Origin of the sequence: Halobacillus dabanensis (genome assembly GCF_900114165.1) — a bacterium.
GTDB classification, from domain to species: Bacteria; Bacillota; Bacilli; order Bacillales; family Halobacillaceae; genus Halobacillus; species Halobacillus dabanensis.
Genome location: NZ_FOSB01000007.1, coordinates 208,800 through 223,612, shown reverse-complemented (window position 1 = coordinate 223,612; position 14,813 = coordinate 208,800). Strand labels below are relative to the sequence as shown.

At 42.3% G+C, this 14,813-nt stretch carries 21 protein-coding genes; 1 reads left to right on the top strand and 20 read right to left on the bottom strand.

The genetic code is table 11. The features are described 5' to 3' along the window. Nucleotides 1-3 precede the first annotated feature (3 nt). Nucleotides 4-186, top strand: coding sequence for a hypothetical protein (locus tag BMZ58_RS13750; RefSeq protein WP_075037131.1), 183 nt, complete (start codon nucleotides 4-6; stop codon nucleotides 184-186). Nucleotides 187-366: 180 nt separating this feature from the next. On the opposite strand, the gene BMZ58_RS13745 is transcribed toward BMZ58_RS13750, so the two are convergent. The 20 genes from BMZ58_RS13745 to BMZ58_RS13645 all read right to left on the bottom strand — a co-directional run bounded on the left by BMZ58_RS13745 (nucleotide 367) and on the right by BMZ58_RS13645 (nucleotide 14,784). After that, entirely contained in the window at nucleotides 367-618 is a 252-nt protein-coding gene (locus BMZ58_RS13745) for a hypothetical protein (RefSeq protein WP_075037130.1), read from the bottom strand. Between the two features lie 110 nt (nucleotides 619-728). After that, nucleotides 729-839, bottom strand: coding sequence for a YjcZ family sporulation protein (locus BMZ58_RS13740; RefSeq protein ID WP_075037129.1), 111 nt, complete (start codon nucleotides 837-839; stop codon nucleotides 729-731). A gap of 107 nt (nucleotides 840-946) precedes the next feature. Then, complete coding sequence (locus BMZ58_RS13735; protein WP_075037128.1) at nucleotides 947-1,600, bottom strand: M50 family metallopeptidase; 654 nt, start codon at nucleotides 1,598-1,600, stop codon at nucleotides 947-949. Between the two features lie 892 nt (nucleotides 1,601-2,492). Next, nucleotides 2,493-3,059 (bottom strand): DUF4352 domain-containing protein, encoded by a 567-nt coding sequence (locus BMZ58_RS13730; RefSeq protein ID WP_075037127.1) that lies wholly within the window; start codon nucleotides 3,057-3,059, stop codon nucleotides 2,493-2,495. A gap of 142 nt (nucleotides 3,060-3,201) precedes the next feature. Beyond that, nucleotides 3,202-3,444 carry a hypothetical protein gene (locus BMZ58_RS13725; RefSeq protein WP_075037126.1) on the bottom strand — a complete coding sequence of 81 codons (243 nt, stop codon included), beginning with the start codon at nucleotides 3,442-3,444 and terminating at the stop codon, nucleotides 3,202-3,204. Nucleotides 3,445-3,547: 103 nt separating this feature from the next. Continuing rightward, nucleotides 3,548-4,717: an SAP domain-containing protein gene (locus BMZ58_RS13720; RefSeq protein WP_075037125.1), complete on the bottom strand. Its 1,170-nt coding sequence runs from the start codon at nucleotides 4,715-4,717 to the stop codon at nucleotides 3,548-3,550. A 28-nt stretch (nucleotides 4,718-4,745) separates the two neighbouring features. Continuing rightward, entirely contained in the window at nucleotides 4,746-5,249 is a 504-nt protein-coding gene (locus BMZ58_RS13715) for a hypothetical protein (protein WP_075037124.1), read from the bottom strand. Between the two features lie 15 nt (nucleotides 5,250-5,264). Further along, complete coding sequence (locus BMZ58_RS13710; protein ID WP_075037123.1) at nucleotides 5,265-6,179, bottom strand: DUF6731 family protein; 915 nt, start codon at nucleotides 6,177-6,179, stop codon at nucleotides 5,265-5,267. Between the two features lie 122 nt (nucleotides 6,180-6,301). Then, complete coding sequence (locus BMZ58_RS13705) at nucleotides 6,302-6,925, bottom strand: hypothetical protein (protein WP_075037122.1); 624 nt, start codon at nucleotides 6,923-6,925, stop codon at nucleotides 6,302-6,304. A gap of 43 nt (nucleotides 6,926-6,968) precedes the next feature. After that, the gene (locus BMZ58_RS13700; protein ID WP_075037121.1) at nucleotides 6,969-7,286 is read right to left on the bottom strand and encodes a hypothetical protein; all 318 of its coding nucleotides are present in this window, start codon (nucleotides 7,284-7,286) and stop codon (nucleotides 6,969-6,971) included. A 126-nt stretch (nucleotides 7,287-7,412) separates the two neighbouring features. After that, nucleotides 7,413-7,619: a hypothetical protein gene (locus tag BMZ58_RS13695; RefSeq protein ID WP_075037120.1), complete on the bottom strand. Its 207-nt coding sequence runs from the start codon at nucleotides 7,617-7,619 to the stop codon at nucleotides 7,413-7,415. A 984-nt stretch (nucleotides 7,620-8,603) separates the two neighbouring features. Further along, nucleotides 8,604-8,738 carry a hypothetical protein gene (locus BMZ58_RS21635; protein ID WP_279626137.1) on the bottom strand — a complete coding sequence of 45 codons (135 nt, stop codon included), beginning with the start codon at nucleotides 8,736-8,738 and terminating at the stop codon, nucleotides 8,604-8,606. Between the two features lie 320 nt (nucleotides 8,739-9,058). Beyond that, nucleotides 9,059-9,319, bottom strand: a complete 261-nt coding sequence (locus BMZ58_RS13675) for a helix-turn-helix domain-containing protein (protein WP_167360085.1) — start codon at nucleotides 9,317-9,319, stop codon at nucleotides 9,059-9,061. Between the two features lie 91 nt (nucleotides 9,320-9,410). Next, nucleotides 9,411-9,977, bottom strand: a complete 567-nt coding sequence (locus tag BMZ58_RS13670; RefSeq protein WP_075037115.1) for a hypothetical protein — start codon at nucleotides 9,975-9,977, stop codon at nucleotides 9,411-9,413. 351 nt (nucleotides 9,978-10,328) lie between these two features. Then, a complete protein-coding gene (locus tag BMZ58_RS13665; protein WP_244151578.1) occupies nucleotides 10,329-10,820 on the bottom strand; it encodes a hypothetical protein in 492 nt (163 codons plus the stop codon). 447 nt (nucleotides 10,821-11,267) lie between these two features. Next, nucleotides 11,268-11,435 (bottom strand): hypothetical protein, encoded by a 168-nt coding sequence (locus BMZ58_RS21180; protein ID WP_167360084.1) that lies wholly within the window; start codon nucleotides 11,433-11,435, stop codon nucleotides 11,268-11,270. Nucleotides 11,436-11,611: 176 nt separating this feature from the next. Continuing rightward, the gene (locus BMZ58_RS13660; RefSeq protein WP_075037114.1) at nucleotides 11,612-12,187 is read right to left on the bottom strand and encodes a tyrosine-type recombinase/integrase; all 576 of its coding nucleotides are present in this window, start codon (nucleotides 12,185-12,187) and stop codon (nucleotides 11,612-11,614) included. Nucleotides 12,188-12,534: 347 nt separating this feature from the next. Further along, entirely contained in the window at nucleotides 12,535-12,957 is a 423-nt protein-coding gene (locus tag BMZ58_RS13655) for an endonuclease domain-containing protein (RefSeq protein ID WP_075037113.1), read from the bottom strand. Between the two features lie 50 nt (nucleotides 12,958-13,007). Further along, nucleotides 13,008-13,925: an HNH endonuclease gene (locus BMZ58_RS21465; RefSeq protein WP_075037112.1), complete on the bottom strand. Its 918-nt coding sequence runs from the start codon at nucleotides 13,923-13,925 to the stop codon at nucleotides 13,008-13,010. A 76-nt stretch (nucleotides 13,926-14,001) separates the two neighbouring features. After that, a complete protein-coding gene (locus BMZ58_RS13645; protein WP_075037111.1) occupies nucleotides 14,002-14,784 on the bottom strand; it encodes a helix-turn-helix domain-containing protein in 783 nt (260 codons plus the stop codon). Nucleotides 14,785-14,813 lie beyond the last annotated feature (29 nt).

Below are 14,813 nucleotides of genomic sequence, written 5' to 3'. Positions count from 1 at the left end.
TCCATGCAAAAACAGAACCAAATGTTCTTCATCCTGGGATTAATAGGGACAGGGAACATAATTGCAGCTATAGTCTTATTGTGTGCTATTAATAACACAATGGTTTCCGTAATGTTGTTTGTCTCCGGTGCGTTATTGATCATTGGTGGAATAGCTGATCGCAAACATCGTATAGGGAATAAATAAAGTACAAGCGCCGTGCCCTGCTGACAAGCTTTGGCCAAACAATCTCCATACACTTTTTTTAAAGAGATGGGGAATAAGACCTCCACGGGATCATGCTGAAGCTGGAGACAGTCCATGATAAAGTGATGTACAACCTTGGGATATAAATCTTTAAACAAAAAAGCCCTGGGAACAGGACTTTTACCATTCAAGGATGAACCCTTTTATTTTCTTTTCCCCACCGTCTTCATCCTTCTGTTCAGCTTCAAAATAAGGGTGTTCCTCTTTGAAGTGATAAGTAATACTCTCTGGTTCCAGGTACAACTTGTACTCTAAGTCCGTCACTTTGTGAAGGGTGACACCCGGTACGGTCGTTTGTTCTCCATCCTCTCCTACAATCAAAATATCAATTTGATCATAACCTTGAGTAATCAATCGGTCTTTTAAATCCATAAACGAATCCCCCGTCCAATTATTCTAGTTCTCTTATACCCCTTATCAATCCATCAAAAACGTTTCATTTTATGTAAAAAGCGGGAAACAATTCCCGCTTTCCTTACTGATTAATATCCGTATCCGTAGCCACGGCCACCTACATAAGATGCACCAATGATAATCAAAAGGATGAACAAAACAACTAATAGCGCGAATCCGCCACCGTATCCTCCGCTCATTTAATTCCCTCCTCTCTTTCCTACTTTAATACCTTATTCAAAAGTGAATTAGAGGGCAGGGCATGAGCGGAATTTTTTCTTTTTTGATTAAATCATGCACCCTTTTCTTAAGGAAACACACGTTTTATAGAGAGGAGAGCGAAATATAAAGCTTGAACGAAAAATAGAATCCCCCAAAACGGGGCTGGGATGAATTTTGTGGCACGGGCTAAGTTCGCTGCATCTCCTGCTTGTCCAGGCGAAACAAGGCTGATCCACATGATTTCAAATGCGCTTGTCACAGACTCGACAAGGATGAGGGACGCTAAGAAGAGAAGGACATAGTGCACTACTTGTTCATGTCCAGACCTTAATAACCAGATGAAACCTGCGCCAAAGGTGAAAATCCAAAAAAGCCCATACACATTTCGGACCCAAAAGATTAAGTTAATCAAAAGAAAACCCATTAAAATGTATACCATCCATTTATATTGGCCCCGGCTAACCAACCAGAAGAAAACAAAAGCAAAAAAGGAGGCAAAAACATAACCAGCCAAACTGGTCAGCACTTGTCCTATCCAGGAAGTATGCCCCGTGAGGGCGAAGCCTGATGTATTTGGTAGTAAAGATACACGCCTTACTTCTCCGCCAGTAATTAGTGCCATGAGCGAATGACCACTTTCATGAATCATTGTGTTTAATATGGCAAAGTATTTTCCTGCGATAGGCAGTTGAGTAAGTATAAGAGCTAGAATAAGAGCGGAAATCACCTGTAACTTCATCTTCTCTCACTCCTTTCCATTCTTTTTTGTCAGCTGATAAACATCAATCTATTTACTTTCTGCTACCTTTACGAACGGTTTTAAGAAAAGTTCCAAAGAAGTGAACACGAAATAGAGCAACATTTCTGTATTCCTAACTGTTTTACAATGTGACAAAAATAGTCAAAATCAAATAGTAACATTTTTTTCTGAAATGTGGGCTAAGGAAGAAATACTGGACATAAACCGTTCCTGTTGCTGCTATTATGAATTTTGCCATGTTCGTCAAAGCATGATTGATTCCCAACGCATTATTTCCCGGGAAAAGCCCTCTACTAATAAATGGCAAGAAGTGAGAAAAAACAGGATACCTTGGGAGACATGTTAAGCAAAATGTTTGGAGAAAGGTTCCCCCCTTCCACAAGGCTGATTGCTTATGACCCGATAGAATATAGCTGTTCGGAACATTTTAGTTATTTCTCAGGCAATAAAAAAGCTGAAGCTAACTTAAGCTTCAGCAATAAACGCCCCCGGCAGGATTCGAACCTGCGGCACACGGTTTAGGAAACGCTTATTGTGTTGAAAAATACGTTGCTTGCCGTTTGCTTACCCGTTGAGTCTTTAAGGGGGGGTCACACGGTTAGTCGATTACACATACGTGCTTGATTCCGTATCAAATCATTTCTAACGTCTATGTTACGATACTTACCGATGAATGACAAGTCATTTACGAGAATCGCTCTCTGTTGAATCGAGTCGGACTAACCCCCGTCTTAACGAAAATAATTTCGCTCTGAGGGCGCCTCTTTGCATCACCGTTGAAAACATAGAACATAAGTACGTTATTAGGCGAGTAAAACAACACGGTAAAAGCATGAAAAAGACGGGTATTACCCCGCCCTTTGTTTTCTCGTTATTTAAGGTCAATTGTTTTCGTGTTAGTACCGAATACACCTTCGGATACTTGAAGTTTCAACCCGTCTTTTTCTGCTGTTTCAGCGTTGATATCAAAAGCAACTTTACCTTCGATAGTTGAGTCTGGATTAACTTCGGCTAAGAAGAACTCTACGGCATCTTCGTTAGCTGCCATCGTGGCTGCTGAATCAGCCTCGTAAGTTTTGTCTTCAAATTTCAGCTTAAACATAGAACTATCAACCGTGTTAGCCTCGTTCCCGTTATTTATAACAGTGACGTCGACCAGTACGTATTTACCGTTAGCTTCTTCTTGAAGCATTTCTGGACCGACTGTGCTAGCCGTTGTTTTCTCGTTAGCAGTAAACGCCATTTTTCCGACTTCCACTTTATCGCCAATGCTATAAGTTTGTTCTTTTTCTTCGGAACTTTCACCGTCAGCCGACGTTTCCGTGTTCTCTCCATCTGTAGACGCTGTATCGTCCTCGCCTCCAAGTGAAGCAAAAATCACTCCTAGAACAACAAGGGCGATAACCCCGAGACACCCGAACTTAAAAAACTTCTTCATATAACTCTCCCCCTAAATATGTAATACTTTCGTAATAATTCCACTCATTACATACTAAGGGAATATATGGGTGATTACAATAGGTTTTCAATAAAAAAGTTTCAGTTTCGAGAGAAAAAATCTAGGCTATTGAGTCACGCTGTTACTCATCGTAAATCCCCGATTGTATAACCTTCATCTGTCGTAGGAGAAAACTGCGGATTTCATCGTCAGAGATAGTCGGTATGTGGGACTGTACGTAGGTGGTCGAATGATCCGGATTAAGACGATCAGATACGGTAATGGATCGTTCACCATCCGGGAGAAGAATGCACTTATCAATGTCAAAACGGGAAGAGCCGGCGAACTCGAGAAAAATCTGCTTGCGGTAACGATAATCGTTCATGTATAACGCTCCTTGTAATATGTCATCGGAGTTATATTCGACAACCTTCCGCATTTTCCTCTTTTCGCATAGAAAAAGCGAGGCTGCGTAGCCCCGCGCTTCATTAATCGTACTTATCGAGATCAATCGGTAAACTTAGCCCGTATTTCTTACGTAGTGACTTCTCGTTAAACTCGTTTGTAAGTCGATCATACGCTTTTAAAAGTTGTTCTTTAACTTTCTCAGTCCCGTCTTCTTCCTCAGTTATCGAGTTTAAAAGGCAACGGAAACACTCGTCTTTCGTTAAATAATGGAACTCTAATTCCCCTCTAACTTTTCCCCACGTTTTATCGAAATGGTCACGCAGTCCAGTCTCGTCTATGTCTAATCTCTTCACTAGAACCTTCACAAAACGCCCCATCGGTTGAGGAATCATTGCGTATTTCGGATGCTCTAAGTGTCTGCCATTTTGTAACCCACTTGTATCGAAAATGAACACCCTTAAGTATTGGAACAGCGCCGATTCATATTTCTTTTCCCTTTCCAACTGCATTGCTTTGTTTAGGATAACGTTTCGCATTAATCCGTAATCCCGTTTCTCAGCGTAATCAATATACGCTTGTTGGAACAAAGCCCACGAGATATCTCCATTATTAGGCTTATAGTTAAGCTTTTTGACGTGCCGGATCGCGTTCGGAACGTTATAAACGCCATCTTTTGAGTCATTACGATGAGCAGGAACGATATAGTAGTATTCCTCGAGCGTCTTCTCGCCCTTCTCCGTTACTTTCAGCGTTAGACTATCGCCAACCAATGACATGACCTCGGAATCCGAAAAGTTTTCCGAAATCCTCGAAATGAGGTCGGCTTTCTTACCGCTAACTTTCAGTTGCTTCGATTTTAACGCTTCTTTTAACTCCGGCAGTTTAAACGAAACTAACGATTCTACCGGTGTTGCTTCCGATATGTACCCATTCTTTACGAGCTTTTTCAGTGAACGTTCGGGTTTAATGCCGTATGTCCTCTCGTAGTATTGAGGAAATCGAACGTTCTGCTTTTTACCCGTGATCCAATCGATTAGCAATACTTCACCGGGAAGTAACCCGTTAGATAACTTCTTCGTGAGAATCGGGTCAATGTTGACCTGGCCATCGTTATAACTCCTCGTTTTCACCTCGACTTTAGTTTCTATCGAAGGTTTCGAAGATGACTGTTTTTTAACGCTTGATTTTGGCGTCTGCTTCGGTTTACTCGCTTCTTTAAACGCCTTAAGGATTGAATCGAAAAATCCCACAATGACCGACCCCCTCTCCAGTTTCTAGTTAGTCGTTTTTTTTCAACGTTGGTTTAGCAACTTTTCTCTTCGGTTCAGGGTTTGACCCCTTAGATTCCTCCAATGCGTTTTTGAGTATTTTAGAAGTTAAGTTTAGTATTCTATATGAAGAAGAAAGTAGAAAAGTAATCAAAAATATAAATGCACTTAACATTAAATACGTATATTTACCGTTGTAATCCAAACACATTAGTAAGACCATTGAATAGACAACTAATAACAATCCACCAATAACAGTCTGCGCAATATATGAAGTAAGTAAGCCTTCCCCATCTTCATCTTTTATCCTTTGCATTACATGAGAACCGGCTAAAGATATAAATATTGAAACCATAGTACTTAAAAAAGCTATTATTATAGAACTAAAAGTTATTGTTGCATTTAGTATTTCCTTAAAGTTATTAATATCTATAATTCCCCATTTAAACCAGTACACTATGACAGCACTTAATAGAGCAATTATATAAGGATACATTTTTTCAATAAACCTCAAGGATCACACTCCTCCCTAGACATACACGTTATTAATATCTCCAACCCTCTCACGATACAGCCTATGCATACGCCCTATTACTGTAGTATGAAGAATATTTCGCGATAGTGGGCTTATATCGTTTTCAGTAAAAGCACTGTAGTCAATTAATCTGTGTTTTATTAAATCAATCGGTTCCACTTTTGCATCTTCATCCGCCTTCCTACGAACCTTGATGCTTTGCACAGAAGGATCATCCACCAAATTTCCTAGCTCCTCATAAACTGGAAGTCGACTATGTTTTCTAGACCCTTCTTGTTGAATGCTTATTTTAAATGTCACGCTTACAGACTCATTCATATCGTTTGCTCTGGTTATCATTTGTCCCAAAGACCTACGTGTAGTATCTCTTGCATTTTTAATATCAGCTACCGAAATTTCAGCTCCTCTAATCAAATGGTCTTCCTCTAACAAATCTGTTGCTCTAGGGTGAATAAGGGGTTTAAAATACAATGTAAAACCCGGCTCATCAATTACGTCTGTAAGGTAGTTAGCTATTGCTGATGGAGCTAAACTGTGCATATTTCTTCTAACCATAATTACATAATTAGTTGGATCATACAAAACTGAAACTTCTTCACCAAAGCCCTCTTCTTCATCTAAATCTTCAAAATATCCATACGTTCCGTCATCGTGGGTTTTAATTGGAAATCCATTTTTTCTAATCCGAACGAAATGTAACTCCCACTTATCGTTATTTTGACTCATCCCTTGTAAACGTGCTTGGTCATCTCCAAGCCTATAAACCCTATCCACTACCGGTGTATTATTTAATCCTTGAAAAAGGTCACTTAAATCGCATGGTACGTCTTCCATAACATCCCTCTCTTGATTATATTCTCGAGCATTCACTTTAAAGTAATCGAACCTAACGTTTTTTCTTCTTGGCAAAATAGCTCCTCTCCCTTCAACCTACATAATTCTACGTCAATAGTACTAAAACCTCCTGAATTTGCATTTAGTTCCAATTATTATGAAGAAAGAAGGGGATAAAAGAAGCTAACCTCGGTAGTTTATCGTTTATAACCTTTTTGATAATCGCTGTATGCCGGGTGCGTTAACCTCAACCTGCGGAAAGAAGTGTCAACACCGGACAATTTCGCTTGCTTGATCTCTTCCAGGTGCTCGGCCTCCGGCGTCTGTAAGGCGTTAAAGGTTCCGTTAATTTTACGAAGTTCCTTCATTGAAAACTCGTCGTCGTTTACTGCCTGAGCTACTTCAGGTAACTTTTGCTTTATAGCGTACAGACCGCTCTCATCGTCGAAGTGGTGAATTTTTTCCTCGAATTTATTGAAGGCTGCCCGTTTGTCTGCTTCACTGTAGGAGAACGTTAGCTCCGCCTTCAAGTCGGTTGTGAACTGCTCCGCCAGTTGTCGGTCAGCCGTGCTGACTCGGAAGGTGCTACGTGCTGCCTCACGTTCTTGGGCCTCGACTACCTCGTCTATCTTCTTTTGGAACTCATCGCTAATCTCGGCCACTCGTTTTTCAAGTTCCTTTCTTTTTTGCCCGATTTCATAGTCGAGTACCGCCTGATCGTGATAATACGGGTTCTCGCTTGTCTTCATTTTCTGTACTTCGTTTCGGAACCCTTTAACCTCTTGATCGACCTGCTGTTGATACTGTTGTTTAATATCCATTGATAACCTCTCCTTAGTAGTGATAGTTTGTTAGTTTTGGGTTTTACCTCATGCGTTTGTCTGTTGTCTTAACCATTGGCAGCTTGGCGTCGGTGTACCCCGATTCAACAACCAATCCCTCGGCGTCAACGTACTGTCTAACAATGTCTTTAGCCGTATGGTACGCATACATTTCGCTTTGACTTGTGGCGAAGCTCGCCTCAAAGACGTATTCTCCCCGCCCTCTATCGAGAACCTTTACGTTTATCTCACGTTCATCTCGGTTGATCCAATTAACAAGGATCTGAACGTGGACAAAACCGTCCTTCGGGATATCGGAACTAGCTTCGACACGCCCTCGGTTCCTGCCGAATACATTCATTGACTATCGACGTCCTTTCCGATGGTTTCTTTTAGGCTAAAGCTGCTTTTTAAACCGTTTGCCACTCTCTATCGCTGCTTTCGCTCTCTTTGAGTGTTTAATATCGATTCTCGGATTGCCCTTGCTTTAAAGCAGCGTTTTGCTTCCGTCATTCCGACCCATCCTTTCGTATGCTTCCGTTAACCCGTTCGCCTTCAACGCTTCCGCAGTTTGCTCGAAGACGTTATAAACAATGATGTCCGATGATTTCTGCCAGGGCTCAATCGGCTCATGCTTTTTTCGTTCCGGTTTCGGTTCTATGCGTACATTTCGTAGCTCGTGTTTGTCGCTCATGCTATCGCCCCTCCGATTTCTCGTATAATGCTGCTATCATTCGTCCGTCCGGCTTGTAGACTTCGACTAGCCTTTCGAGCTCGTCGTCACTCTCGAGCCTTTGAATCGTGGTCCGTCTGTCCGTATAAATCTGACTCACCGCACCACCTCCGTAAGCTCTCGGGCTGTAATGATAGCCCGTAGCTTTCTCGTAAAACCGTTGTCGTCGAACTCTCTCGCATCGATCACGGCATCCGAGTTAAGGACGTTTGGAATCACCCGGGCGTCCATCGTCTGTAACATCCATCGTCCGTCTAATAGCTCATAGGTTACTGTGGGCTCGTCCGCTCTTACCGTTATCTCCCGGTTAAGTCGGTGTAGGAACTCCGCCGTACGCACCTCGCCTTTATAATGTTGCTCCGTTAAATTTCTCGCTTTGGTTATCGTGTTCATCGTTTTAATAGCCCCTTTCGAAAAATGCGTGATTTAGGGGTCGACCCCCGTATTTTCTTGACGTATATGACAGCCTGAGCCCAAAATATCGACCTGTGTGCGAATTAGTTAGGCTTAAACGGTTCATCGTCTTACTGCGATTTCTAATTTCGTCTGAGGCCCGTATTTTTCGCTGAGACGGTCATATGTGTCAATCGATCTTTCTGGCGGTGACTCCGAAGAATCGTTCTGCCTTCCGTCTTTCTTTTGCGGGTATCAAGTACAGATACGTTGCGTTGCGGTCGGACTGCTTAACACCGGTAGCCCACGACCGCCCCACGCTCTTCCATGTCTTCGATTTGTTTGACCGTGTGATGTTCCGAATCAATGTTCTGTCGCCGGTACATCCGATAAGCTGCCGTTCATCCGAGTAGAATAAATCGTTCACCGTGAATCATCCCCCGGCAGGATGCTTCGTAGCTGCTCGTCCATCCGATCAAGTTTTTCGATAATGTGCTCGTAGATTGCCTGTTCGTTCATATCTCTCACTCGCTCCTTCATTCGGTTATTAGTTTACTTGCGTAACTCTTCTTCGATAGCTTCCAATGTCGACGTAATCTCTAGAGTTACGTGGATCCCTTGTCGCTTTAACTCCGCCAATGCCTTCAAGTATTCGATCAAGTCCGTTAGTTTTCGTGCTTCATTCATTCGCTCACCTCTCTCATTCGTGAAGTACGTTCTCGTGCTTGCGTTTTTACTCCGCCTGCGCTAAAATTAAATTGATAATTGCGGAAGTATGCGTTTTATACCTTGTAGTATAAGAAGCCGTCGTCGGTCGCTTGGACCTCGTAGGCCTCGCATAGTCGCTTAACCAAGCGCTCGACTTCGGTTTCTGGCTCACCGCCCACCCACGTTACAAGACCCGTGAGCCGCCGGTTTACCTTTTGCGATATCATTAACGCCTGCGTCGTTCGCGGCGTTGATACGTAACGTCGAGTCATTACTGATCGCCTCCACTTTCGATAGATTTATAGATTCCGATTGAGTAGATCCATCGTTTTCTTTACGTGCTCAATTTGCTCGAGACCGAACTCCTCGTTTACCTTGCGTTCTAATGCCCTGCTTATCGGCGTCTTATCCGTTTCCACCAACGCTAACAGTGCCCGCGATACCTTCAAACGGTCGGCCGCTTGGAGCTGCGTTAGTTGGTTCAGTTGACGTAGTGTCTTAAATAGCTTTGAATCCATTTTGACCCCCCTCCTCTTATACAATTTGTTAACGAGTGCCATAAAAAAAAGTACACTAACCTTCCCTCTAATTAGGTATGAGCGATACGTTTGTTTACATAGTTTTGAGGTTTTCCGCTAGATTTTCGATTTTTTACCGCAATTTATCGAACATATCCGGATCTGGAATGCCGTAATCCTGCTCGTCTTCCCACGCTGCCCGCTCCATTTCCGTTAACGCCGCGTTACCTCTCTTGTCGCTTTTATCCGGAGCCATATCGACAGATACCTCGTTTACTTTACGTTTGTAGATAGGATCTATCACCGTTCCCGGACGTTTTCGGCGCACCTCGTATTCATGCTCACAATAAGACCCTTTATAACACGTTACCTTCCGTCCATTCCTGGATACGTCGTAAAAGTAATCGCTGCATATCTCACAACGGCTGATCCGATTAGGTTTGAACTTCACCTCACGCCAGGTTAACTCGATAGGAAACGGCATATCCGACAACCAATCGTCCACACAATCCCGAAAATAACGCCTTTCGGACTTGTGAAGCTCCGATAGTTCCGCCCGGAAGTCCTTGACCTCCGGCTTGTGGTGCGCCCGCTCAAATCGTTCCACCAGGAATTGATACACCTGGACGGCCACGTCTTCCGGTATTCCCTCGTCGATTAAATCTTGTACTTCTCTTACATACGCTTGCTTCTCCGCCACTCTCGATCAATCCCCTTTGTCGGTGTATGGTATCGGATATGCTCGTTCAATCGCTCACACGCCCTATCGGTCTAACGTTTCCACTCGTTCACACGTACTAACGCATATCCGTATAGGTATTAATTTTCGGACATGCACTTGTATTCGTATGGAACTTTGGTTACGTTAGTACGGTTACTTATAAGTTTACGAATAAGTGACCTGGTGCGAGGTAACGAGCCCACAATGGTTTGTTGCTATTTTTAACGTTGCTATTTTATCGTTGCTATTTTTACTGTACCTAAATAGGGATTTTGCATTGTTCCTTTTCAGGAACGACGGTAAATTCCCTTTTCGGAACAACAGGGGTTTTCACTTGATTATTTCACTATAATCGGGAACCACTTTCTCCCCGTCTTCATTAACGATGTAGCCATCGTCCGATATTTGCGGACAAAACGAAGGCTTATACCACAGGTAACGGTTAGTCCCTTCATAGTAATCGCGGACATCGCTGAGTATCCCGTTTGCTTTCAATATTCTCGTAAGCTGCTTGTGCCTTTTACGGTCGACCCCTGTCATTTCCGCAATGCGGTCCTGGCTCGGGAACGCATATCCGAACCGTCCGTTAAGGGATCCGTCAGCTCTATACCTATTTCCGTCGATGTACGACAACAACGCAAAGTAAAATGGTATGATGTCACCCGTCTTAGACTTCGGCCTAATATCTCTGACTTCCGCTATGATTCTAGGAAACACCTTCCGCACTAACTCCCGGTTGTACAATTCGTACCCCTTCGCCTCCATCAATTGTTTTTTGTCGTGTGGTAAGACCTTTTCGTCTTTAACCATTTGTTGAATCATAGTAAAACTCTCCTTTTCCGTTTTGATTTTTGCCTTACACTTTCTTGAACCAATTTAATCCCCACTTTTGGACCACCTACTTTTACCAATTAACTCATCAACCACAACCCTTGAAGCTCTAAGCGTAAAAAATTTAAAAAGTTTTTATCAGCACCGAGTCACCATCAACTCCACTGAAAAGAACCGTTTAATTCCTAATAACAAAAAAGCAACCGAATTTGGACCAACCGTTAAAATCGCCCTCAATTCCTAATAGACCATTTAAGGCTACCTATGGGACATCGAATTTCTAAAACCTACACTTACTAAGACCACGTAAAACCTTGTTTGTGGGACATCGAGTTTAAAAAAAATCGTATACTCACTAAGACCACATTGAGATACAATCGTGGACCATTTTAAGCGAAATTTTCTCAATAAAAATACGGAGACCCCGAAGGATCCCCGTTATGTAACGCTATTTCCTACTGGTTGTTGAAACTCCACGACACCGAGGTCACATTTGCCTGCCGTTGAAAAACGAGTCCGGTTTCGCACTTGAGAAGAGACGGTCACTATCGCATAGCCCAGGTTTTCAATTGGGGGAACGTTTGGCCAGGTGAACACGAACGCCATAAGTGTTATTCTACCGCTCCCCACCTTTGACCCCCGACCTTTTAAAATTTTGCAGCAAATTATCGCAGGCCCGGCGGGCTGCTCCCTGCGCTTACGCCCCCGGGGGGATTTACAAAAACAAAAAAGAGCTGACGTGTTTACGCCAACTCTCATTGATTTATTCGATGGTCATTTGGTTATAGTCGGAAGTCTTTCAACGTATCCGCTATTTCATCCTCAGTTATTCCTATGTATCGCTTTGTCGTCGCCTGATCCGAGTGGTTGAATATCTCCATTAACGTAGCAACGTCCTTTGTCCGTTGGTAGTAGTGGTAACCAAACGTTTTTCTTCCCGTGTGTGTACCGATATCCTTCCGTCCTAGTAAATCGGCAGCCTTAGCATAGATTCGGTATGCTTGCGTAGAGGTTATATGCCCGTCTCCTTTGCGACTAGGGAAGAGCCAACCCTCGTTTGGCTTATCGGATAAGTAATCGGCAATGTCGCCCATGATAGCGTTCAAATGAACCCTACGAGGCTTCTTCGTTTTCCCCTCTGATACTACGATACTGGAAGCACCTTTAACGTCTTCAATACGTAGCTTTACGATATCTCCTATCCGTAACCCCGTGTTTATCCCGAGATTAAAAAGCAGCATGTTCCGATCAGCCTGCTTCGATAATTTTAACGCTTCCCGAAACTCTTTGATTTCCGCAGGCGAGCGGAGTGGTTCCACGTTGACCAAATTGCCTTCTTTTCCGCCTTCATATGTCATTCAAACGCCCCTTTCCGAATGTACGGTTTTATCTTATTTAAAATGATATCATACATTCAAATAGCAGTCAATGAACAGACGGCTACATTACGGCAAATCCAACGTATGGAAATACACAAAAGCATACATTCGCTAAAAGCATGTTGGACCGATTTATCGCCTGGTCAACGCACTACCCCCTCGATATTTTCGGAGGTACTCGTCTAGTGAACGGGTTGCCCCTTATCTACTCGATATTTGTGTACTCTCGTTACCTATTCGAATACCTATGTCACCGTGTTAAAGTGCGTTATTTCCGAGTTTCTTCCATACACCGTTTCCCACGACATATCGCTATAAATCACCGATTACACATCGGTTCTCTTCGTTACTTCTCGACTGATGCTCTTTACTGTACTCGGGAGATTTCGGTAAATAGTCGATCCTTTGAAACGCATAACCTTCCATCCGTTTTTCCGCAAGTAACGGTCTTTCTTCCGATCATGCGCTTTTTGTGACGCCGTTGAATGGAACGCTTTACCATCGCATTCAATCGCTATTTTCAGCCCAGGGAACGCTATGTCTATTCGATACACCCCTACGTTGTACTGAGTGCGTGGATGCAATCCATACGAAACTAAGCCGTTGTATAAACGACGTTCAATCGGAGACTCGCACTTCTCATATTCGGATGCCTCAACCGGTTCTGGATCGTATTGAAAACGATTCAAACAGAACACCGTGAAGACCATTAGCAAAAAGAGTACAACAGACACAATAAATTCGCTCATATTTCATCACCGGTACTATTCTCGCCTAATCACTTGTTCTATATCCCACATTATGTTTTTTGAATAAGTTTTCTGACATCCTCTTCAAGATTTAAATGATGCATTTTCCTATGGCAATTAGGACATAAAGCTATAGTATTCTCGGGAGTATCTAACCCACCATTGGATAACCATTTAATATGATGTGTCTCTAAGAAAGGCTCTCCATTTCTATCTTTAAAAGGTGCTGGTTTTTCACACAATTGGCAAATACCATTCGCTCTTATTTTAGCAAGAAGCGATATTACAAAACTTCGATTAAAGGAAGCATTATTCGTCTTCATTCTTTTAGGTTTCATATATTTACTTTTGGCTTTTTTCATCAGATCCTCAATGCTACTATCAGAAAACTTTTCTTTTGCTTTTCCGGCTTCCAAATATTTATTTGAATTTCGTTTATCTGTTTGGTTGCCAGCCGAAACATCTCCATATTGAACATCTATAGTCTTTTTTATTGGTTCATCAAACACCCAGTTAAACCAGATTGTCCCTTCACTAATAATTTGGTCTCTTCCCCATTTGAACATCCTATTGATAGTCCAAAGAAAAAAATCATAATAGAATACTTTTTCGTTTATGTAGAAGCCATCATATTCTTCTCTAGCTTTCTCAAAATTAAAAGTAATGAAAGATTTTGGAGCTGACCCCTTGTGTTCGAAAGGAAGTTCAATAAAAAAATCACTATTAGAATTGTAAAATTCCTCTAACTTATCGAAAGAAGTTAAATCTAAAACTTTTGCTTTTCTTTTTAATTTAAGTAACCAGATAACCTCTGTTTCTACGAAACTACTTACTGACCCTTTAAACTGTTTTTCAACATTTAGCGAAGAGACTTCCGCGCTAATAGAATCCCTATTATAACAATTTGTAGTAAATCCTTTTTTCAAGTCTCTCTCATCAGGTTTATCGGTTGAATAATAGTAATACAAAATTACGACCTCCCAGTAAAAACGCTAAATAATAGTATTCTATAACTACATAAGTTTCCCTTCATCCAACCAATATCTATTCATAAATATCAGCAAATTCTACATACTGTAACCACCTGAATAATCGCTTCATAGACGCAAAAAGATAGGAATGCATCCGGTTGACCTTCCCTTCCTTAACTCTTCTTATAACATCCATTAACACGGTTTTTAATGCCTCTGAGTGCGACTCTAAGCGTAGTCCTCTATTCACCTTTGCTTTTGCTTTAAAGATGATTCCCGTCAATGTGTATAGGTCTCTAGCGTTATAGAAAGGAGAAAGACATTCAAAGATCGGCGTAGGGATAGCGTTTTTTATGAAATCTGCCTCGTCCGTTTGCCCCGTCTCTAAGACGTGCTCTTGAATATGATTAGTATAAGATGGTTCGGGAATTATTTCGTTCCCTGATCCCTTGCCCTCGTTGACTTCCTCGGTTACTTCTATGGTTTCAACTTGCGGTTTCATTGAGAGAATACGAATTACATTTACGGATTTCTTCCGACTTCCTCCGATCCCCCATTTCTTCAACGTTGGTAGCCTTTCAATCATTCCGTAGTTATCTAGCCTGTTTATCGCCCGAATCACTGTACTTTTCGATAGGTTTAACGCTTCCCCTATCGTTTGGTACTTCGCAAAGGAAACGCCTAGCACTCGAAGGCTGGACCTCCCGAAGAAAAGTAGCACCTCGATGGTTGACTCTGGAGCTTCGTCGTTTCTTAGTACCTGGATGTACTCGTATATTTGCTCGTCCATCTTCGTTTGTTTCTCGAATGTGGCATATTCCGATAGCTTTGTTAGGTCGATTGTTAGAAAGTCCATTCCGTTTGTCCTCCCGTAGGAAGACGCAA

What these genes read in the sequence shown, in the direction of transcription:
- BMZ58_RS13750 (WP_075037131.1), top strand. Translation starts at nt 4, where the DNA reads ATGCAAAAACAGAACCAAATGTTCTTCATCCTGGGATTAATAGGGACA.
- BMZ58_RS13745 (WP_075037130.1), bottom strand. Translation starts at nt 618, where the DNA reads ATGGATTTAAAAGACCGATTGATTACTCAAGGTTATGATCAAATTGAT.
- BMZ58_RS13740 (WP_075037129.1), bottom strand. Translation starts at nt 839, where the DNA reads ATGAGCGGAGGATACGGTGGCGGATTCGCGCTATTAGTTGTTTTGTTC.
- BMZ58_RS13735 (WP_075037128.1), bottom strand. Translation starts at nt 1,600, where the DNA reads ATGAAGTTACAGGTGATTTCCGCTCTTATTCTAGCTCTTATACTTACT.
- BMZ58_RS13730 (WP_075037127.1), bottom strand. Translation starts at nt 3,059, where the DNA reads ATGAAGAAGTTTTTTAAGTTCGGGTGTCTCGGGGTTATCGCCCTTGTT.
- BMZ58_RS13725 (WP_075037126.1), bottom strand. Translation starts at nt 3,444, where the DNA reads ATGAACGATTATCGTTACCGCAAGCAGATTTTTCTCGAGTTCGCCGGC.
- BMZ58_RS13705 (WP_075037122.1), bottom strand. Translation starts at nt 6,925, where the DNA reads ATGGATATTAAACAACAGTATCAACAGCAGGTCGATCAAGAGGTTAAA.
- BMZ58_RS13700 (WP_075037121.1), bottom strand. Translation starts at nt 7,286, where the DNA reads ATGAATGTATTCGGCAGGAACCGAGGGCGTGTCGAAGCTAGTTCCGAT.
- BMZ58_RS13695 (WP_075037120.1), bottom strand. Translation starts at nt 7,619, where the DNA reads ATGAGCGACAAACACGAGCTACGAAATGTACGCATAGAACCGAAACCG.
- BMZ58_RS21635 (WP_279626137.1), bottom strand. Translation starts at nt 8,738, where the DNA reads ATGAATGAAGCACGAAAACTAACGGACTTGATCGAATACTTGAAGGCA.
- BMZ58_RS13675 (WP_167360085.1), bottom strand. Translation starts at nt 9,319, where the DNA reads ATGGCACTCGTTAACAAATTGTATAAGAGGAGGGGGGTCAAAATGGAT.
- BMZ58_RS13665 (WP_244151578.1), bottom strand. Translation starts at nt 10,820, where the DNA reads ATGATTCAACAAATGGTTAAAGACGAAAAGGTCTTACCACACGACAAA.
- BMZ58_RS21180 (WP_167360084.1), bottom strand. Translation starts at nt 11,435, where the DNA reads ATGGCGTTCGTGTTCACCTGGCCAAACGTTCCCCCAATTGAAAACCTG.
- BMZ58_RS13660 (WP_075037114.1), bottom strand. Translation starts at nt 12,187, where the DNA reads ATGACATATGAAGGCGGAAAAGAAGGCAATTTGGTCAACGTGGAACCA.
- BMZ58_RS13655 (WP_075037113.1), bottom strand. Translation starts at nt 12,957, where the DNA reads ATGAGCGAATTTATTGTGTCTGTTGTACTCTTTTTGCTAATGGTCTTC.
- BMZ58_RS13645 (WP_075037111.1), bottom strand. Translation starts at nt 14,784, where the DNA reads ATGGACTTTCTAACAATCGACCTAACAAAGCTATCGGAATATGCCACA.